Raw genomic sequence first — 18365 nt, 5'->3', positions numbered from 1 at the left:
TTCGTAAGAACGATCGAGCCGGCGACGCCGTCACGCCCGTCGGGCGGTGGGTGCTGATCTCGCCGGGCGGGCCGGACCGGTGGGCAGTAGGTTGTCAGGCGTGACTGGACGCTTTCCGATCGAGGACGTCACGCCCACGGTCTCCTGCGGGCGGTACCCGGCCAAGGCCGTCGTCGGCGAGTTGGTGCCGGTGTCCGCCCGGTCGTACCGGGAGGGCCATCACAAGCTCGGCTGCAACGTGGTGTGGCGGGGACCCGACGGCGGGACCGCCCCGTTCACCCGGATGCGGCCCGGTGAGCCGGGGTCGGACCGGTGGCACGCCACGATCCGGCCGGACGCGGTCGGCTCCTGGAGCTTCACCGTCGAGGCGTTCAGCGATCCGTACCTGACCTGGCAGGACGCGGTGACCAAGAAGATCGCCGCCGGTCAGGGCAGCGCCGACCTGGCCAACGACCTGGCCGAGGGCGCGCGGGTACTGGACGCGGCCGAGGCGCTGGTGCCGGCCGGCGCGCGCGACCGGGTCCGGGGCGCCGCCGCCGCCCTGCGCGACGACACCCGGCCGCTGGCCGAACGGGTCTCCCCCGCCCTGGACCTCGCCGACCTGCTCTGGGAGCACCCGGTCCGGGAGCAGGTGACCGGCGGTGAGACGTACCCGATCTGGGTGGACCGGGAGCGGGCCCTCTTCTCCGCCTGGTACGAGTTCTTCCCCCGGTCGGAGGGCGCGGTGCTGGCCACCGCGGACCGGCCGGCCCGGTCCGGCACCTTCGCCACGGCGACCGGACGGCTGCCCGGGGTGGCCGCGATGGGTTTCGACGTGCTCTACCTGCCGCCGATCCATCCGATCGGCCGGGTGAACCGCAAGGGGCGGAACAACACCCTGGTGGCCGGGCCGGACGACGTGGGCTCGCCGTGGGCGATCGGCGCCGCCGAGGGCGGGCACGACGCGATCCACCCCGATCTGGGCACCCTGGCGGACTTCCGCCGGTTCGTCGACGCGGCCGCCGAGGCCGGCCTGGAGGTGGCGATGGACCTGGCGCTGCAGGCCGCGCCGGACCACCCGTGGGTCACCGAACACCCGGAGTGGTTCACCACCCGGGCCGACGGCAGCATCGCGTACGCCGAGAACCCGCCGAAGAAGTACCAGGACATCTACCCGCTCAACTTCGACAACGACCCGGAGGGCATCCGGGCCGAGATGCTCCGGGTGGTGCTGCACTGGGTCGCCCAGGGCATCCGGATCTTCCGGGTGGACAACCCGCACACCAAGCCGTTCGACTTCTGGCACTGGCTGATCTGGGAGGTCAAGAAGGTCGAGCCGGACGTGCTCTTCCTCGCCGAGGCGTTCACCCGGCCGGCGATCATGCACGGGCTCGGCAGGATCGGCTTCAGCCAGTCGTACACCTACTTCACCTGGCGGACCGAGGCGGCGGAACTGCGCGCGTACTGCGAGGAACTGGTCGCCTCGGCCGACCACATGCGGCCCAACTTCTGGCCCAACACCCCGGACATCCTGCACGAGTCGCTGCAGCACGGCGGGCCGCCGATGTTCCGGATCCGGGCGGTGCTGGCCAGCCTGCTCTCCCCCTCCTGGGGGATCTACGCCGGCTACGAGCTGTTCGAACACGTGGCCCGCCCGGGCGCCGAGGAGTACCTCGACAACGAGAAGTTCGAGCTGCGGCCCCGGGACTGGGCGGCGGCACAGGCGCAGGGCCGGTCGCTGGCGCCGTTCCTCACCCGGCTCAACGAGATCCGGCGGGCCAACCCGGCGCTGCGCCGGCTGCGCAACCTGCGGTTCCACGACATCGACAATCCGGCCCTGCTGTGCTGGTCCAAGCACGACCCGGACACCGGCAACACGGTCCTGGTGGTCTGCACGTTCGACCCGCACACGGTCCAGTGGGGCAACACCACGCTGGACATGCCGACGCTCGGCTTCGACTGGCACGAGCGGTTCACCGTACGGGACGAGCTGACCGGGGTCAGCTACGACTGGGGACAGCACAACACGGTGAAGCTGGATCCGTACCTGTATCCGGCGCACGTGTTCACGGTGCACCGGCTCGGGCAGTCCCCCGTCGCCGGTGCGGACAGCGCCGCCGGGACTGCCGAGGCCGCTGTGCCGGCCCGGCCGGGCCGGCCGCTCGCCGGGCGGGCCGGCAAGCGGAAACGTCCCGGCCGGCCGAATGCACAATCCGGGGGATCATGATGGACCAGCTCATCGCCGGCGCGGAGCACGATCCGCACGCCCTGCTCGGCGCGCACCCGCGGGACGGGTCCACGGTGATCCGTACCCTGCGCCGGGGCGCCCGGGAGGTCGCCGTGCTGGTCGGGACGGACCGGCACCCGATGCGGCGGGTGCACGACGAGGGTGTCTTCGAGGCGACCGTGCCGGGCGAGGTGCCCGACTACCGGCTCGACGTCGACGGCACGCCGACCGACGACCCGTACCACTACCCGCCCACCCTGGGCGAGGTCGACCTGCACCTGATCGGCGAGGGCCGGCACGAACGGCTGTGGACCGTGCTCGGCGCACGGCCCCGGGACGACCTGGGCGACGGCGGCGTCTCGTTCGCCGTCTGGGCGCCCGCCGCCCGGGGCGTACGGGTGGTCGGCGACTTCACCGGCTGGGGGCCGCACGACGGTTGGCCGATGCGGTCGCTGGGTGCCAGCGGGGTGTGGGAGATCTTCGTGCCCGGCGCGGCCCCCGGCCAGCGCTACAAGTACCGCGTCCTGGGTGCGGACGGGCAGTGGCGGGAGAAGGCCGATCCGCTCGCCGCGCACACCGAGGTGCCGCCGGCCACCGCGTCCGTGGTGCACCGGTCGGACTATCAGTGGTCCGACGCCGACTGGCTGGCCCGCCGGGCGCAGCGCCGCCCGCACCAGGAGCCGATGAGCGTGTACGAGGTGCACCTCGGCTCCTGGCGGCCCGGGCTGACCTACCGCGAACTCGCCGACCAGCTCACCGAGTACGTGGTCGACCTGGGCTTCACGCACGTCGAGTTCCTGCCGGTGATGGAACACCCGTACGGCGGCTCGTGGGGCTACCAGGTCACCGGCTACTACGCTCCGACCGCCCGGTTCGGCGACCCGGACGACTTCCGCCACCTGGTGGACCGGCTGCACGGCGCCGGCATCGGCGTGCTGCTGGACTGGGTGCCGGCGCACTTCCCCCGGGACGAGTGGGCCCTCGCCCGGTTCGACGGCACGCCGCTGTACGAGCACCCGGACCCGCAGCGCGGCGAGCACCCCGACTGGGGCACGTACGTCTTCAACTACGGCCGCCGCGAGGTGCGCAACTTCCTGGTCGCCAACGCGCTGTACTGGTGCGCCGAGTTCCACGTCGACGGGCTGCGGGTGGACGCGGTCGCGTCCATGCTCTACCTGGACTACTCGCGCAGGCCGGGCCAGTGGCAGCCCAACCGGTACGGCGGCCGGGAGGACCTGGAGGCGATCGCGTTCCTGCAGGAGGTCAACGCCACCGTCTACCGGGAGCACCCGGGCGTGGTGATGGTCGCCGAGGAGTCCACCGCCTGGCCGGGGGTGACCCGGCCGACCGCCGAGGGAGGCCTGGGCTTCGGCTTCAAGTGGAACATGGGCTGGATGCACGACACGCTGACCTACGTCGGCAAGGAGCCGATCCACCGGCAGTTCCACCACCACCAGCTCACCTTCTCGCTGGTCTACGCCTGGAGCGAGAACTACCTGCTGCCGATCAGCCACGACGAGGTGGTGCACGGCAAGGGTTCCCTGCTCGGCAAGATGCCCGGTGACCAGTGGCAGAAGCTGGCCACCGTCCGGGCGCTGCTGGCCTACATGTGGGCGCATCCCGGCAAGCAGCTGCTGTTCATGGGCTGCGAGCTGGCCGACCCCCGGGAGTGGAGCGAGGAGCGCGGGCTGGACTGGTACCTGCCGCACGACCCCGGCAGCGCCGGGGTTCAGCGGCTGGTCCGGGACCTGAACGGGGCGTACCGCGACGCGCCGCCGCTGTGGGCGCAGGACACCTCCCCCGGCGGTTTCCGGTGGATCGTGCCGGACGACGCGGCGCGCAACACGGTGGCCTTCGTCCGGATCGGGCTGGACGGCGCGCCGCTGGTCTGCGTGGCGAACTTCGCCGCCGTACCGCAGGACGGCTACCGGATCGGCCTGCCGCGCGGCGGCACCTGGCGCGAGGTGCTCAACACCGACTCGCACTCGTACGGCGGATCCGGCGTGGGCAACCTGGGCGCGGTACACGCCCAGGACGTGCCGTGGCACGGAATGCCCGCCTCGGCCGAGCTGCGGATCCCCCCGCTCGGCGTGCTCTGGCTCCGCCCGACCGGTTAGCCGGCGGCACGCGGCCGGGCCCGGCCGCTCAGCCGGCGGCTCAGACGAGGTTGGCCGCCCGCAGCAGCCGCCACAGGCCCGCGCCGTCCGGGGCGGACAACCACCGCTGGCCGTCCGGCCCGGTGGCCGACGAGCTGCCCGCCGGCGCCGGGAAGGCACCGGCGAGGACGGCCTGGGTCGGCGAGAGCCGGCGGATCGCCACGCCCGCGACCCTCTCCGGGTGCTCGGCGGCGAACTTGGCGTAGATCTCCTGGTCGTGCTGTCCGTCGTCGCCGACGAGCAGCCACCGGACGTCCGGGAACTCCTTGGCCAGCCGGGCCAGGGTGACCCGCTTGTGCTCCATGCCGCTGCGGAACCAGCCGTCGGCGGTCGGTCCCCAGTCGGTGAGCAGCAACGGCCCGCCCGGGTAGAGATGCCGGGACAGGAACCGGGTCAGCGCCGGCGCGACGTTCCAGGCCCCGGTGGACAGGTAGAAGACCGGCGCGCCGGGGTGCGCGGTGACCAGTCGCTCGTAGAGCACGGCCATCCCGGGTACGGCCATCCGGGCGTGCTCGTCGAGGACGAAGGTGTTCCACGCGGCGAGCAACGGGCGGGGCAGCGCCGTGACCATCACGGTGTCGTCGATGTCGGACAGGATCCCGAACCGCACGCTCGGGTCGACGATCCGGACCGGTGCCTCGACCGGGGTGGCGTCGACGGCGCTGAGCCGCACCGTCCCCCACCCGGCGGGCAGGTCGGCCTCCACCACCACGTCGATGAAGCCGCTGCGGTCGGTCTCCGCCTCGCAGCGCTGGCCACCGGCCTCGATCACCACCCGGGCGTGTTTCGCCGGGAGGGTGGCGAAGCTGCGCCAGCCCCGTACCTTCTCCGCCCGGCGGCGCGGCCGGCTCTCCAGCCGACCGAGCACCACCCGACCCATCACCCGGACCCAGCCGGGAGCGCCGTACCCGGTGTAGGCGACGATCCGGGCCTTCCAGCCGCCGCGTCGCAGCCGCCGCTCCAGCAGCTGGTGGACGGCGTCCTCGATCCGGGCCGCCCGGTGCAGTCGGGGCGGGGCCGCTCGGCCCGCGGGTATGAGGGACACGGTGCAACACTGCCACACGCCGTCGCGGCCGGCATGGCAGCGCCCGGAGCGGGACCCGGGCGGCTATCGGGTTTCGGCCGGTACGCGCGGTCTGGAGGCTTTCCGCGCCGGCCCGGTCGTGCCACCGGCGGGACCGCCCCGGTCAGTTCTCGGTCGGGTGCGAGAAGATCACCTGCGCCACCGGCCGACGTGGCTCGGCGGCGCCGGTCGCTTCCTGTTCCGTCGCGCCGTTACCGCCGAAGACCTCGCCGGACAGCAGCCACGGCGCCGGGCCCACGGGTGCCGGCCCCGCACCGGCCGGCCGGTGCTCCCCGGTCGCCACCAGCAGGTCGTAAGCCCGTTCCACGGCGAGCAGCCCGGACGCGATGGCCACCTTGAGGGCCACCGGGGCGCCGGGGCGCGACACCTGGTACGGCAGCTCCAGCACCCGTGGCGACACGGACCGCTCGGCCAGGTAGGCTGCCGCGGCCGGTGGCAGGTCGAGCCACGGCCGGACCGTCTCGGCCGTGAAGCCGTGTTCCGCCCAGGCCCGGGCCTGCGTACGGACCCGCTCGGCGACGTGCCGCGGCACCGCCTCCCGGCCGCCCAGGTCCTCGCTCAACAGCGCCTGGGCCAGCTCGGACAGCTGGTCGACCGAGGTCCACCGGATCTCCGGGGTGGCCACCTGCCGGTCGGCAGCGGATCCGGTGGCCGGCCGACGCCGTCGCGGACCGGTCTCGCGCTGAACAGACATGTCGCCATCCAAACATGATCGAGGCGTCGGGACACCGGCAGGGCCGCCACCTCCGTCTGACCGGGGGACGGACCGGATCCACCGGCCACCGGACGTTGACAGGATTGACTTCCTTCCCACGGCTGAAGCCGGGGGATTCCCGTGACTGGGGCGTGTTCACGCGACGAGCCGTTCGGGTGGTTGGCGCGCTTCACAGACCGCCCAACGGCGAGGTCTCCACGCCCGGTGACCGCCAGTCCGGCGGCCAGAAGCGCGGTCCTGCTGAGCTGAGCGGGCCGTCGGGAAGCCGGCCGGGCCGGGCCCGCAAGCCCTAGGGTGAACTCATGCGTGTCGTCGTCGCCGGTGGTCACGGCAAGATCGCCCTGTTGTTGGAACGGTTGCTCAGCGACCGCGGTCACCCCGTGGTCGGCCTGATCCGCAACCCGGAACACGCCGACGACCTGCGCGCCGCGGGTGCCGAGCCGGCGCTGTGCGACCTGGAACGCGCCTCGGCCGACGAGCTGGCCGATCAACTCGCCGCCGCCGACGCGGACGCCGTCGTGTTCGCCGCCGGCGCCGGCCCGGGCAGCGGCGTCCCCCGCAAGGACACCGTGGACCGGGCCGCCGCCGCGCTGCTCGCCGACGCGGCCGAGCGGGCCGGCGTACGCCGGTATCTGTTGGTCTCCTCGATGGGGGTGGACGCGCCGCCGTCGGCCGACCGGGATGACGTCTTCGCGGCCTACCTGCGCGCCAAGAAGGCCGCCGAGGACGACCTGCGGGGGCGCGACCTGGACTGGACCGCGCTGCGGCCGGGCCGGCTGACCGACGACCCGCCGACCGGGCTGGTCCGGCTGGCCCGGCGGGTCGAACGGGGCGACGTGACCCGCGCCGACGTCGCCGCGGTGCTGCTGGCGCTGCTGGACACCCCGGCCACCGCCGGTCAGACGCTGGAACTGGTCGGCGGGGACACCCCGATCGCCCAGGCGGTCGGCCGGCTCGGCCCGGCCTGATCCCGGCGACCCCGGGGCCAGCGGTCAGTCCGTCGCCTTCTCCAGGTCGCGCATGATGCCCTCCAGGATGTCCGCGGTCCGTTCCGGCGGTTGCGCCTCCACGCACAGCTGCTCCATGGCGGCCGCGTAGTGGTCCACGTCGTCCCGCTTGTCGAGGTACAACGCGCTGGTGAGCTGTTCGATGTAGACGACGTCGGGCAGGTCCGGGTCGGGGAACCGCAGGATGCTGAAGGCGCCACCGGCGGCGGAGTGCCCGCCCGCGTTGAAGGGGATCACCTGCAGCCGGACGTTGGGCAGCCGGGTCACTCCGATCAGCGCGGCGACCTGGCCCCGCATCACGTCGGTGCCGCCGATCGGCCGGCGCAGGGCGGCCTCGTCCACGACCGCCCACAGTTGCGGCGCACCGGGCCGGGCGAGCAGCCGCTGCCGTTCCATCCGCAGGCCGACCCGGCGGTCGATCTCGGCGGCGGTGGCCCGGCCGTGTCCGAGCAGGACGACGGCCCGGGCGTACTCCCGGGTCTGCAGCAGGCCGGGCACGAACTGCACCTCGTAGGTACGGATCAGCGAGGAGGCCGCCTCCAGCCCGAGGTAGGACTGGAACCAGCTCGGCAGCACGTCGCCGTAGCGGTGCCACCAGCCGGGGTTGTTGGCCTCCCGGGCCAGCGCCAGCAGCGTCTCGCGTTCCTTCTCGTCGACCAGGCCGTAGAGGGTGAGCAGGTCGGCGACGTCGCGCTCCTTGAAGCCGACCCGGCCGAGCTCCATCCGGCTGATCTTCGACTCCGAGGCACGGATCTCCCAACCCGCGGTCTCCCGACTGACCTGCCGTGCCTCGCGCAGCCGGCGCAGGTGGGCGCCGAGCAGCATGCGCAGCACGGTCGGACCGGTGGTGGGACCACCATCGGGTCGCACGGTCGTCACGGGCCGACCTCCGGATATCGCTCGATCAGCAGCGGCCACTGCCGGATGACGTGTAAGCATGCCATGACCGGACAGTGAGGCACAGCGGGCTGATCGGCGGATGTGATCCGCGTCGGGTCAGCCGATCAAGTTGTCGAAGTCCCCGTCCCGGGCCCCGAGTACGAACGCGGTGATCTCGTCCACTGTGTAGATCAACGCGGGTCCGTCCGGGTGCCGGGAGTTCCGTACCGCGATCCCACCGCCGGGCAACTCGGCGAGTTCGACGCAGTTGCCGCTGGGGTTGCTGCGGAGGCTCTTCTGCCAGGACAGCGGTGGCAGCTCGGTGACGGGCACGCCGTTGTACGGGTGCTGCATGGTGACCCTCCCCCTATGCCCGCCCGGTCGGGCGAACGGGCCGGCGCACACGCCTCCCCTCGGATCCCGAGCGGATGCACGTGCATTCGCTATTGCATCTGCACTAGACAGCGAGCATGATAGCCCACGTGTACACGTACCCACCTGATTACCGTCAGTCACCAGCAGCGGGTGACTGCCAGGGCGAGAACCGGCCCCCGGCACTGGTCCGCCGACCAGCGCAGACGGCGGCCGGACCGCGGGGCGACGAGGCCGCGCGGGTCCGTGTGCCACGACTGGAACCAACTACCCTGCCGGACGGCTCGGCCCAGCCCGTCCGCGTCGCGGAGGTATCACCCGTGCCTACTCCAACCGTGAATCCCGTCAACCGCGAGCCCGCCGAGGTCTCCCCGACCGACCGGTACCGCCCCACCGACCGGGTGTGGGTACACCGGGGCAGCGCCTGGTGCGCGGGGGTCGTCGAGGCCGCGTCGCCACGCGCCGCCACGGTCACCTACCGGCCCGCCGGGTCGCGCGGGACCGGCGTCGACACCGTCACGGCGCGTTACCTTCTCCCGCGCACCGACCCGGATCCCATGCTCGACACCGCGGCCTGACCCGCCGTACGCCGCGGCCCGGTGCCGCGGCCCGGCGGTTCGACCGCCGGCCGGATCCGCGCCCCGGGCCGCCCCGCCCGCGGCAGCCCGGCCGCACCACGGCCGGCCACCCCTAGTGGTCGGTCCCGGAGCGGAGATCAGGCGTACGGCATGGTTGTCCCCGATTCCGCGGCGCCGGGATCCACGGGACCGTCATGTTCATGCTTCTCACTGGACAGCGGTACCACCGGTGGCACGGCGAGGCACCGGGACCGACCCGGCCGGCCGGCCCGTCGACGAGCACCCGGGGCCGGGTCGTCGTGTTCTCGGCGAGCGTCGGTGCCGGACACGACGGTGCGGCCCGCGAACTGGCCGCCCGGCTGCGCGCCGGCGGTTTCGAGGTCGACGGGCACGATCTCATGGAACTGATGCCGGGTCGGCTCGGTCGGGCACTCCGGGCCGGGTACGCGCGGCAACTCGCCGCGGCGCCGCGGACCTGGGAGTGGCTGGCCGGCGGGCTGGACCGGCACGAGACGCTCGCCGCGCTCGCCGGCCGGCTGACCGCGCTGGCCGCCGGCCGTCGGGTCGACGGCGTGCTCGCGCCGCCGCCGGCGTTGGTGGTCTCCACCTATCCGCTGGCCAGCCAGGCGCTCGGCCGGCTGCGCCGGACCGGGCGGCTGGCCGTACCGGTGGTCACCTTCCTCACCGACATGTCGGTGCACCGGCTCTGGGTCGCCGACGGGGTGGACACCCACCTGGCCCTGCACGAGGTGGCCGGGGAGCAGGCCCGCGGGCTGGGCGGCCGGGACGTACGGGTGACCGGTCCGGCGGTGTCGGCCGCCTTCCGACCGGCGTACTCGGCCGGCGAACGGCGGCGGGACCGGGCCGTCTTCGGACTGCCCGCCCAGGGACCGCTGGCCCTGGTCCTCGCCGGCTCGTGGGCGGTGGGCGAGATCGAGCAGACCGTCGAGGACATCGCCCGCGGCGGGGTGGCGACCCCGGTGGTGGCGTGCGGCCGCAACGAGGCGCTGCGCCAGCGCCTGACCCGCCGTGGCATGGGCGTCGCGATCGGCTGGACGGAGGCGATGCCGGCGTTGATCCGCGCCTGTGACGTGGTGGTGCAGAACGCCGGCGGACTCTCCTCGTTGGAGGCGTTGGCCTGCCGGGTACCGGTACTCACCTACCGCTGCCTGCCCGGCCACGGACGTACCAATGCCCGGGCGTTGGCGGCGGCCGGCTGGGTCCCCTGGGTCCGGACCGACGGGGAACTGCCGGCCGCGTTGCGGGTGGCCCTGGCCGGCGCGGGCGGACCGCCCCCACCCTTCCCGGCCGCCGATCCGGCCGCCGCCCTCGCCGCCCTCGCCCGCCCGGACGGTCCGGCGGACCGGGTCCGATCGGGTGGGGCCACCTCGCGCGGGCGCCGGTGCGTCCCGGCCCCGGGTGCGCCCGGCACGCCCCGCCGAGCCGGCCGACCCGACGGGGCCGGCGCCGCCCGGACCGCTCCGGCGGGCCGCCGGTGACCGCCCGCCGGGTCAGCACCGCCGCGCTGGTCGGCGCCGGCGTCGCGCACGCCGCCCCGGCACTGACCGCGCTCGGGCCGGTACGGCGGCGGCTGCTGCCGACGCTCTGCGGGGTCGGCGCGCCCGGGCACGTGGCGCTCACCTTCGACGACGGGCCGGATCCCCGTTCCACACCCGCGTTCCTGGCCGCGCTGGAGCGGCACGGCGTGACGGCGACCTTCTTCCTGCTCGGCCGGATGCTGACCGACGCGCCCGGGCTGGCCCGGGAAATGGTCGCGGCCGGACACGAGATCGGCCTGCACGGCTGGAGTCACCGGTGCCTGCTCGCCCGCGGCCCGCGCGCCACCCGCGACGACCTGACCCGCGGGTACGACCTGATCGGCGAGGTGCTCGGCGCGCCACCGCGCTGGTACCGCCCCCCGTACGGGGTGCTGACCGGCTCCGCGCTGTGGGCCGCGAACCGGCTCGGGATGCGTACGGTGCTGTGGACCACCTGGGGTGCCGACTGGCGGTCCGGGGCCACCCCGGGCTCGGTGCTGCGTACGGTGCGCCGGGACCTCGCCGGTGGTGGCACCGTGCTGCTGCACGACTCCGACTGCACCTCGGCACCGGGTTCCTGGCGGGCCACCCTCGGCGCGCTGCCCGCGCTGCTCGACCACGCCCGGGCGGGCGACCTGGACGTCGGGCCGCTGCGGGAGCACCGGATCGCCGGATGAACACCTCATGCGGCAACATCACAAAAAGCAATTGTCAGATCACCGTCAGCACGGACGGGGCTCCGCTTCCGAGCGGTTAGCTTCACGGGTGACCCGCGCACCCGGCGGGTTGCGGCGCACGACCGAAAGCGGGGAGTGCGATGCGGAAGCGCTGTGTTTCGACCCGACGGGGTCGCTCCGGGATCGCGGTCCTGGCCTGCCTGGCCGTGCTGGGCGCCGGCCTGGTCACGGGCGGCGCCACGCCACCGGCACGGGCCGGCGGGCGCGACGCACCGGTCCTCGGCGACTTCACCGGCAACGGCCTGGTCGACCAGGCCGTCCTCGACGCGGGCAACTCACCGACCGTCGAATGCAACGTGCTGTTCCGGCCGGGCCTGCCGGGCGGCGGCCTCGGGCCACCGTCGGTACACACCTACCTGCTGCTTCCGCCGTCCGAGCCGAACTGCCCGGATCTGGGCACCGCGGCGAAGATCGACTCGGGCGGTGGTCAGGAGTTGGCCCTGGCCTGGTTCGCCGGGCCGCCGTCCACGGTGCACACCACCGGCCTGATCCTGCGCTACCCGTTCGAGGTCATCGGCACCTTCGACGGTGAGTCGACGCCGAGTTTCATGGGCACGGGCAACTTCAACGGCGACGCGCTCCAGGACGTCTACCAGTGGAGCGACCAGGGCGAGGGGTACCACACCTACCTGGCCGTCCGGGACTCCGGGGTGTCCAGCCTGGTCGCCGGTCCCGAACAGTGGTGCGCGAACCCGAAACAGTTGCAGTTGCGGGACTTCAACCGCAACCGGGCGCAGGACGCCCTGATCTCCTACATCGAGCAGTGCGCGGACAACTCCAGCGGAGTGGTGGTGGTGCTCGACGACGGCACCGTACAACACCTCCAGCTCGACCCGCTCGGCCTCACCGCGTGGTCGGCGACGGCGGTCCACGCCAACGCCGATCCGATCCCGGACGTGCTGACGGTCAACCTCGCCACCGGCGCGCAGACCTACTTCATCGGCCTCGGCGACGGCTCGTTCGTACCGGCACCGACGGCCGTGGCCGACCACGTCCGGATCCCCGACAGCCGGCGGACGAACATCCCGGTCCTGGCCAACGACTACGTCGGGCCGGACGCCCGGGTCACCATCACCACCGCGCCCGCACACGGCACCGCCCACGTCACGTCGGCCGGTTCCGTGGTCTACCAGCCGTTCCCCGGGCACGGCCGGGCCGACCGGTTCGTCTACCAGGTCACCGAGCAGGGCCGGCGCAGCAGCGCCGCCGTCACCATCATGTTCACCGGTTGACTTCACCACCGGCGGCCCCGGACCCGGGCCGGTCGCGGCAACGGCCGACCCGGGTCCGGCCCCGCGGGAACCCGCCGCGCCCGACCCGGGACCCGGATCGGCCGGGACGGCCGTCAGCGGGCGCCGCGGCACGTGCGGTACGACGCGCCGCCAGGACACCAACTCCTCCGGATGGACTACGCGCCGGCCAGTTCCTTGGCGAAGAAGTGGTCGGCGTACGGGTCGTCGTTGAACGGCTCGACCTCGCGGTAGCCGAGCCGGGCGTACAGCCGCCGGGCCTCGATCAGGTCGGCGCGGGTGTCCATGCGCAGCGTGCGGACACCGAGCCCGGCGGCCCGCTGCTCCACCCGCCGCACCAGCCGGGCAGCCAGGCCGCGACCCCGCGCGGCCGGCGCCAGGAACACCCGGGTCAGCTCGCCCACCCCGGCCGGCAGCAGCCGCAGGCCGGCACAACCGACCACGGTCCCGTCCAGCCGGGCCAGCAGGAACTCGCCGGTCGGCGGGACCAGGTCGTGGCTGGGTGCGTCGCCCATGGCCGACTCGACCTCCGCGTCGGTGGCCGACCGGCCGTGGTAGCGGCCGACGATGTCGACGTAGTAGGTCCGCAGTATCGCCCGGGCCGGGGCCGAGTCCGGGCGGGCGACCGCGAACTCGATGGTCGGCGGGTGGGGGCCGGCGCTGGTGTGCATGGCGGCATTATTCGCCGGAGCCGGGGTCAGGCCGCAACGCATATCCGGCGTCAGCCGAGTCGGATCGCTCCGGACGGGCAGAGGTCGACCGCGGTCCGGACCTGGTCGGCGAACTCGGCGCCGGGCTCGGGCCGAAGGAGCACCACCAGACCCTCGTCGTCGTCCTGGTCGAACACCTCCGGGGCGGTCATCACGCAGTTGCCCGCCCCGCAGCAGACGTCCCGGTCCACCAGGATCCGCAGCGACGCGTCCGCGGCGCTCACCAGGTCACCGGCAGCTCGGCCAAGCCGTACACGACGGAGGTGTCCCGTTTGGGCAGCTCCTCGGGTGTGGCGTCGGTGCGCAGGGTCGGGAACCGGCGGGCCAGTTCGACAAGCGCGATCCGCAGCTCGGCCCGGGCCAGCGGCTGGCCGATGCACTGGTGCACCCCGAACCCGAAGGCGATGTGCGGGTTCACCGACCGGTCCAGGCTGAAGCCGTCCGGCTCGGCGAAGACCGCCTCGTCCCGATTGGCCAGGGACAGCAACGCGATCACCCCCTCGCCCGCCCGGACCGGCTGACCGCCGATCTCGGTGTCCTCGGTGGCCACCCGCAACAGTCCGGTCCGGACGATGCTGAGGTAGCGCAACAGCTCCTCCACCAGGGCGGCCGCCCCGGTCGGGTCGGCACCCAGCGCGGCGAACCGCTCCGGCTCCCGCAGCAGCACCAACGTGCTCAGCCCGATCATGTTGGCGGTCGTCTCGTGCCCCGCGATCAACAACAGGAGGGCCACCCCGACGATCTCCTCGCGGGTCAGCTCCCCGGTCGCGAGCCGCTCGTGCACCAACCGGCTGAGCAGGTCCTCCGCCGGCCGCTCGGCGAGTTTCGTGGTGACCAGCCCGTCGAGGTACTCACTCAGCTCGTCGGCGGCGACGCGGACCTCCTCCACCGGGGTCAACAGGTTGATCAGCTTGTTGCTGCGGGTCTGGAAGAACTCGTGGTCCTGGTAGGGCACGCCGAGCAGGTGGCAGATCACCATGGACGGTACGGGCAGGGCGAACGCCTGGACCAGGTCGGCGGGCGGCCCGGCGTCGCGCATCGCGTTCAGGGTCTCGTCCACGGTCTGCTGGATCAGCGGTTCGAGCCGGCGGATGTTCTTGATCATGAATTCCGGCGTGAGGATGCGCCGGAACTTGGCGTGCTCGGCACCGTCCATCCGGATGAACGAGCCCCGGGCGTTGTTCCGGTCGAAGTCGGCGGGCAGCTCGCGCATCAACGGAAAGCCGGGTCGGGTCAGGTCGGAGCTGAGTCCCGGCTGGCGCAACAGGTGTCGGATGTCGGCGTGCCGGGTGACCAGCCACGCCCACCCACCGGTGGGCAGCCGGACCCTGCTCGGCGGACCGACCAGCCCGCTCCGCTGCGCCTCGGCCAACGGGATGAACGGATCGCGCGGATTGTCGAACGGGTACGCCGGCAGTTCGGTGGCGGTGTCGGTCACGGCAGCCTCCCCCTTGGCAACGACCTGTGTCTATTCCAATCCGCTACGTTACTCAGCTCTGACGATCCGGACAAGACCGACGCAAGACCCGCCGGCGGACACCGGCGCATCACCCCGGCCATAGCCACCCGCCGCCCGGCCCGCGCCGGAGGTCAGCCGGGACCCGGACTACCGGGGGCGGCCACCTCCGGCTCCGTTGTGATGCGTACCACCGGCAGCCGGTCGGCGATGTCCGTCGGCAGGGGCCCGTCGTGGACCAGGTCGGCGAGGTCCAGGGTGCGGCCCAGCGCCCGGGCCGCCCGGCGGTGCCGGTCGCGGTAGTCCGCCAGCACGGTCCGGGCCCGGTCCGCCGGCAGCGGCGTCGCCCGGGCCGGTACGCCGACCGACCGTCCGCACCACAGTCGCACCTCGGGACGGGCGAGCACGTTGCGGTACCACTGTGACCGGACGCCGTACCCGGAGACGACGTCCACGCCGTCCGGCCGCCGCCCGATCACCTCGAGGACGACGTACCGGGGCAGGCCGCTGACCCGGCCGCGGTGTTCCAGCATCGCCACCCGACGCCCGAGCAGTCGGCCGAAGCCGGTGCGCAGCAGTGGGATCGGTGCCCGGGCGAGCCAACGAGGAATCCTCCGCACCATGCCCCGACTATCGCACACCGCAATGTTTGCGCTGTGCGTGTACCGGTCGGCGGCGGGACGCGCCGGGTCGCCGGGTCTGGCACCGTGTGGGCATGACCAACTCAGCGGAACCACCCGGCGCCGGCCATCGGGTGCTCGTACCGGTCGGACTGGCCGCCGCGAGCCTGGCGGCCTGGTGGTTGTGGCTCGGGACCGACAGGCGCTACGAGACCGACCCGACCACCGGCGCCACCACCGGGCCGTACCAGCCGTGGCAGGTCGCCGGCTGCGTGCTGACGCTGGTGGCGCTCGCCGTCGGCGGCGGCCTGCTGACCCGGCCGTGGCTGGTCGTCGTCGCGGTGACCGTGCCGTTCACCGCGGCCTGGGCGGTGGACGCCGCCGGGCACGACGACAGCGGCCTCTGGGCCGCCGGCGCCGTCCTGCTGGCCGGTGGCCTGGCGATCGGTACGGCGGTCTGCGCCGGCGCCGCCGACCTGGTCCGCCGCACCGTCCGGCGCCGGCGACGCTGACCGCCGCCGGCGCCCGACGTCCCCGCGTCAGCCGACGGTGTCGACCGCCCGGGCGCGCAGGTCGTTGACGGTCCGCAGCACCGGCGCCCCACCCCACCGGGGATCGTCCGCCGCGACCGAGGTGCGGATCGTGAACGTGTACGACTCCCCCGGCAGCAGGGTGACCACCTGCTCGTCCACCTCGGCCGACGGGTCGAGCCGGTCGGCCTGCACCACGACGTCACGCAGCAGTGCCCGGGCCGTGACGGTGAGCCGTACCCCGTCCGGGGCCGGCGCGGCCCGGACCTGCGGCGGCGCGGTCGGCAGCGGCAGGTCCCGGTCCTCGGCGAAGAACCAGAGCGCGCGCCCGCCGGCGAACTCGACGACCAGCAGCTCGGCGGTGGCGTCGGCGGTCTCCGCGACGTCGCGGGACAGCACCACGGTGACCGGCCGCCCCGGTTCGACGACGGCCGGCAGCGACATCTTCGCCAGCACTTCCCCGCCGAGGTCGCGGCGGGTCGCCTCCAGGTCGCCGGACCAGGTGTCACCGCCGTCGTTGACCAGGACCACCGCCAGGCCGTCCGGCCGGGGCTGCACGGTCAGCAGCCGCGGTGCGAAGGCCCGCCGGACGGCGTACCACAGGGGTTTGCGGCGGCCGTCGCCGTCCACGGCCGCCCAGGAGGTCACCGGCCAGCAGTCGTTGAGCTGCCAGAACACCGCGCCCGCGCAGTACGGACCGAGCGACCGCAGGTGCTCGATGCCGACGGCGACGGCCCGGGCCTGGTTGAGCTGCGTCAGGTAGTGCCAGTCGTCGGTGTTCCGGGGCTCGGGCAGGTGCGGCGCCATGCCCCGGGCCAGTTTGCCGGTGCCGTCGGGGGCCTTCTGGTGGGCCAGCATGCCGGGTGAGTCCGGCAGCAGCGGGTCGTCGTGGATCGCCCGGGTCAGGGTGGCCCAGTTCGGCGGTCCCTGGAAGCCGAACTCGGACACGAACCGGGGCCGCCAGTCGCGGTACGCGGTGTAGTCGACCTCGTTCCAGATGGTCCAGATGTGCGTGTTGCCGTGCGCCTGCTCGTTGGGGTGCCGGGCCGGGTCACCGGAGTACGGACTGCCCGGCCAGTACGGCCGGGTCGGGTCCAGTTCGGCCAGCACGGCCGGCAGCAGTTCGGAGTAGTAGCCCCAACCCCAGCTGCGCCCCGCCAGCACCGGCTGCCAGTCCCAGTCGTGGAAGCCCCAGATGTTCTCGTTGTTGCCGTTCCACAGCACCAGGCTCGGGTGCGGCATCAGGCGTACCACGTTGTCCCGGGCCTCGGCCTCTACCTCGCCGCGCAGCGGCTCCTCCTCCGGGTACGCCGCGCAGGCGAACAGGAAGTCCTGCCAGACGAGCACACCGAGTTCGTCGCAGACGTCGTAGAAGTCGTCGCTCTCGTAGCAGCCGCCGCCCCAGACCCGCAGCAGGGTGATGTTCGCGTCCACCGCCTGCCGGACCCGGGCGGCGTACCGGGGCCGGTCGACCCGGGACAGGAAACAGTCGTCCGGGATCCAGTTGGCGCCCCGGACGAAGATCTCCCGGCCGTTGACCACGAACGCGAACGGCGTGCCGTCGGCGTCCGGCGCGGTGCGCAACTCGACGGTCCGGAACCCGATCCGCCGGCGCCACGTGTCCAACCCGACGCCGGCCGCGGCCAGCTCGACGGCGAGTTCGTAGCGCGGCTGGTCGCCGAGGTCATGCGGCCACCACAGGGCTACCCCGGGCACCCGGAGCCGGACGGTGGCCGAGGTGGCCCGGGCCGGTACCGTCGCGGAGCCGGTCACGTCGCCCACCCGCGCGGTCACCGTCAGCTCGGTGGCCGGGTCGCCGGCCCGTTCCACCTCGACGTGCACCACCACCTCGCCGGTGTCCCCGTCGACCACCCGCACCTGCGGGCGTACCCGGGCCAGCCGGGCGGTCGACCAGTGTTCCAGCCGGACCGCCCGCCAGATACCGGCGGTGAGCAGGCTGGGTCCCCAGTCCCAACCGAAGTTGGCGGCCGTCTTGCGGATGTACTGCAGCGGTTCCGGGTACGCGCCGGGGCGTTCGCCGACCTCGTCGCGGACCCGTTCGGCGTACCGGCGGGCGGCGCGCAAGACGACGGACAGTTCGTGCGCGCCGCCGCCGGCGAGCCGGTCGGTGACGTCGAACCGGTAACCGCGGTGCTGGTTGCGGGTGCGTCCCACCGGCTCGCCGTCGAGCCTGATCTCGGCCACCGTGTCCAGGCCGTCGAACACCAGGTCGATCCGGTCGGCGGTGGACGGCGCCGCCGGCCCGTCGACGGGCAGCGTCGTGGCGTACCGCCAGTCGCTGTCGCCCACCCAGCGCTGCTGGTCCTCGTTCCGGTCCAGGTACGGGTCGGCGAGCAGTCCGGCGGCCATCAGGTCGGTGTGCACGCAGCCCGGCACGGTGGCCTCGACGGACGCGCCGCGTACCCGTTCCGGTGTGTCCGCGGCCGCCTCCGCCAGGGTGAGCCGCCAGCCTGAGTGCAGGTCGGTGAGGGTACGCATCGGTGGTCCTCCACGGTGCTCGTGCCCG

The 18365-nt window shown here is 73.6% G+C and carries 17 protein-coding genes; 8 read left to right on the top strand and 9 right to left on the bottom strand.

Annotation, left to right across the window (positions count from 1 at the left end; genetic code table 11):
• The first annotated feature begins 100 nt into the window (after window positions 1-100).
• Both ACFOX0_RS08085 and glgB read left to right on the top strand, forming a co-directional pair.
• A complete protein-coding gene (locus ACFOX0_RS08085) occupies window positions 101-2206 on the top strand; it encodes an alpha-1,4-glucan--maltose-1-phosphate maltosyltransferase (RefSeq protein WP_377543226.1) in 2106 nt (701 codons plus the stop codon).
• Window positions 2206-4323, top strand: a complete 2118-nt coding sequence (glgB, locus tag ACFOX0_RS08080; RefSeq protein WP_377543548.1) for a 1,4-alpha-glucan branching protein GlgB — start codon at window positions 2206-2208, stop codon at window positions 4321-4323. The genes ACFOX0_RS08085 and glgB overlap by 1 nt, the downstream gene beginning before the upstream one ends.
• A gap of 40 nt (window positions 4324-4363) precedes the next feature.
• On the opposite strand, the gene ACFOX0_RS08075 is transcribed toward glgB, so the two are convergent.
• Together ACFOX0_RS08075 and ACFOX0_RS08070 are read right to left on the bottom strand one after the other, a co-directional pair.
• Window positions 4364-5407 carry an App1 family protein gene (locus tag ACFOX0_RS08075; protein WP_377543225.1) on the bottom strand — a complete coding sequence of 348 codons (1044 nt, stop codon included), beginning with the start codon at window positions 5405-5407 and terminating at the stop codon, window positions 4364-4366.
• Between the two features lie 142 nt (window positions 5408-5549).
• Complete coding sequence (locus ACFOX0_RS08070; protein WP_377543223.1) at window positions 5550-6140, bottom strand: hypothetical protein; 591 nt, start codon at window positions 6138-6140, stop codon at window positions 5550-5552.
• Window positions 6141-6463: 323 nt separating this feature from the next.
• On the opposite strand from ACFOX0_RS08070, the gene ACFOX0_RS08065 reads away from it, so the two are divergent.
• The gene (locus ACFOX0_RS08065) at window positions 6464-7129 is read left to right on the top strand and encodes an NAD(P)H-binding protein (protein WP_377543221.1); all 666 of its coding nucleotides are present in this window, start codon (window positions 6464-6466) and stop codon (window positions 7127-7129) included.
• Window positions 7130-7153: 24 nt separating this feature from the next.
• Here ACFOX0_RS08065 and ACFOX0_RS08060 read toward each other — a convergent pair whose 3' ends face one another.
• Both ACFOX0_RS08060 and ACFOX0_RS08055 read right to left on the bottom strand, forming a co-directional pair.
• Entirely contained in the window at window positions 7154-8047 is an 894-nt protein-coding gene (locus tag ACFOX0_RS08060; protein WP_377543219.1) for a helix-turn-helix domain-containing protein, read from the bottom strand.
• A 117-nt stretch (window positions 8048-8164) separates the two neighbouring features.
• Window positions 8165-8401 (bottom strand): DUF397 domain-containing protein, encoded by a 237-nt coding sequence (locus ACFOX0_RS08055; RefSeq protein ID WP_377543217.1) that lies wholly within the window; start codon window positions 8399-8401, stop codon window positions 8165-8167.
• Between the two features lie 353 nt (window positions 8402-8754).
• Here ACFOX0_RS08055 and ACFOX0_RS08050 point away from each other — a divergent pair, with 353 nt between their 5' ends.
• The 4 genes from ACFOX0_RS08050 to ACFOX0_RS08035 all read left to right on the top strand — a co-directional run bounded on the left by ACFOX0_RS08050 (window position 8755) and on the right by ACFOX0_RS08035 (window position 12504).
• On the top strand, window positions 8755-8997 hold the full coding sequence (locus tag ACFOX0_RS08050) for a hypothetical protein (protein ID WP_377543216.1): 243 nt from the start codon (window positions 8755-8757) through the stop codon (window positions 8995-8997).
• A 200-nt stretch (window positions 8998-9197) separates the two neighbouring features.
• A complete protein-coding gene (locus ACFOX0_RS08045) occupies window positions 9198-10496 on the top strand; it encodes an MGDG synthase family glycosyltransferase (protein WP_377543214.1) in 1299 nt (432 codons plus the stop codon).
• The gene (locus tag ACFOX0_RS08040) at window positions 10493-11212 is read left to right on the top strand and encodes a polysaccharide deacetylase family protein (protein ID WP_377543212.1); all 720 of its coding nucleotides are present in this window, start codon (window positions 10493-10495) and stop codon (window positions 11210-11212) included. The genes ACFOX0_RS08045 and ACFOX0_RS08040 overlap by 4 nt, the downstream gene beginning before the upstream one ends.
• 140 nt (window positions 11213-11352) lie before the next feature.
• Window positions 11353-12504 carry an Ig-like domain-containing protein gene (locus ACFOX0_RS08035; RefSeq protein WP_377543210.1) on the top strand — a complete coding sequence of 384 codons (1152 nt, stop codon included), beginning with the start codon at window positions 11353-11355 and terminating at the stop codon, window positions 12502-12504.
• 176 nt (window positions 12505-12680) lie between these two features.
• On the opposite strand, the gene ACFOX0_RS08030 is transcribed toward ACFOX0_RS08035, so the two are convergent.
• The 4 genes from ACFOX0_RS08030 to ACFOX0_RS08015 all read right to left on the bottom strand — a co-directional run bounded on the left by ACFOX0_RS08030 (window position 12681) and on the right by ACFOX0_RS08015 (window position 15311).
• Window positions 12681-13193 carry a GNAT family N-acetyltransferase gene (locus ACFOX0_RS08030; protein WP_377543209.1) on the bottom strand — a complete coding sequence of 171 codons (513 nt, stop codon included), beginning with the start codon at window positions 13191-13193 and terminating at the stop codon, window positions 12681-12683.
• Between the two features lie 50 nt (window positions 13194-13243).
• Window positions 13244-13456 (bottom strand): ferredoxin, encoded by a 213-nt coding sequence (locus ACFOX0_RS08025; RefSeq protein ID WP_377543207.1) that lies wholly within the window; start codon window positions 13454-13456, stop codon window positions 13244-13246.
• Window positions 13453-14670, bottom strand: a complete 1218-nt coding sequence (locus ACFOX0_RS08020) for a cytochrome P450 (protein ID WP_377543205.1) — start codon at window positions 14668-14670, stop codon at window positions 13453-13455. Before ACFOX0_RS08020 ends, ACFOX0_RS08025 begins: the two co-directional genes overlap by 4 nt.
• Window positions 14671-14822: 152 nt before the next feature.
• On the bottom strand, window positions 14823-15311 hold the full coding sequence (locus tag ACFOX0_RS08015) for a nitroreductase family deazaflavin-dependent oxidoreductase (RefSeq protein WP_377543204.1): 489 nt from the start codon (window positions 15309-15311) through the stop codon (window positions 14823-14825).
• 92 nt (window positions 15312-15403) lie between these two features.
• Between ACFOX0_RS08015 and ACFOX0_RS08010 the strand changes: the two genes are divergently transcribed.
• A complete protein-coding gene (locus ACFOX0_RS08010) occupies window positions 15404-15820 on the top strand; it encodes a hypothetical protein (protein WP_377543202.1) in 417 nt (138 codons plus the stop codon).
• 27 nt (window positions 15821-15847) lie between these two features.
• On the opposite strand, the gene ACFOX0_RS08005 is transcribed toward ACFOX0_RS08010, so the two are convergent.
• Window positions 15848-18337, bottom strand: a complete 2490-nt coding sequence (locus ACFOX0_RS08005; protein WP_377543200.1) for a glycoside hydrolase family 2 protein — start codon at window positions 18335-18337, stop codon at window positions 15848-15850.
• Window positions 18338-18365 lie beyond the last annotated feature (28 nt).

This window comes from Micromonospora zhanjiangensis (assembly GCF_042650605.1).
Lineage (GTDB): Bacteria > Actinomycetota > Actinomycetes > Mycobacteriales > Micromonosporaceae > Micromonospora_J > Micromonospora_J zhanjiangensis.
Note: the sequence above shows the minus strand (reverse complement) of the source record. Positions and strands in the feature narration are given on the sequence as shown.

Bases quoted from the DNA above. Each gene is read 5' to 3' on its own strand.
- glgB (WP_377543548.1), top strand. From the start codon at position 2,206: ATGGACCAGCTCATCGCCGGCGCGGAGCACGATCCGCACGCCCTGCTC.
- ACFOX0_RS08070 (WP_377543223.1), bottom strand. From the start codon at position 6,140: ATGTCTGTTCAGCGCGAGACCGGTCCGCGACGGCGTCGGCCGGCCACC.
- ACFOX0_RS08065 (WP_377543221.1), top strand. From the start codon at position 6,464: ATGCGTGTCGTCGTCGCCGGTGGTCACGGCAAGATCGCCCTGTTGTTG.
- ACFOX0_RS08055 (WP_377543217.1), bottom strand. From the start codon at position 8,401: ATGCAGCACCCGTACAACGGCGTGCCCGTCACCGAGCTGCCACCGCTG.
- ACFOX0_RS08045 (WP_377543214.1), top strand. From the start codon at position 9,198: ATGCTTCTCACTGGACAGCGGTACCACCGGTGGCACGGCGAGGCACCG.
- ACFOX0_RS08035 (WP_377543210.1), top strand. From the start codon at position 11,353: ATGCGGAAGCGCTGTGTTTCGACCCGACGGGGTCGCTCCGGGATCGCG.
- ACFOX0_RS08030 (WP_377543209.1), bottom strand. From the start codon at position 13,193: ATGCACACCAGCGCCGGCCCCCACCCGCCGACCATCGAGTTCGCGGTC.
- ACFOX0_RS08015 (WP_377543204.1), bottom strand. From the start codon at position 15,311: ATGGTGCGGAGGATTCCTCGTTGGCTCGCCCGGGCACCGATCCCACTG.
- ACFOX0_RS08010 (WP_377543202.1), top strand. From the start codon at position 15,404: ATGACCAACTCAGCGGAACCACCCGGCGCCGGCCATCGGGTGCTCGTA.
- ACFOX0_RS08005 (WP_377543200.1), bottom strand. From the start codon at position 18,337: ATGCGTACCCTCACCGACCTGCACTCAGGCTGGCGGCTCACCCTGGCG.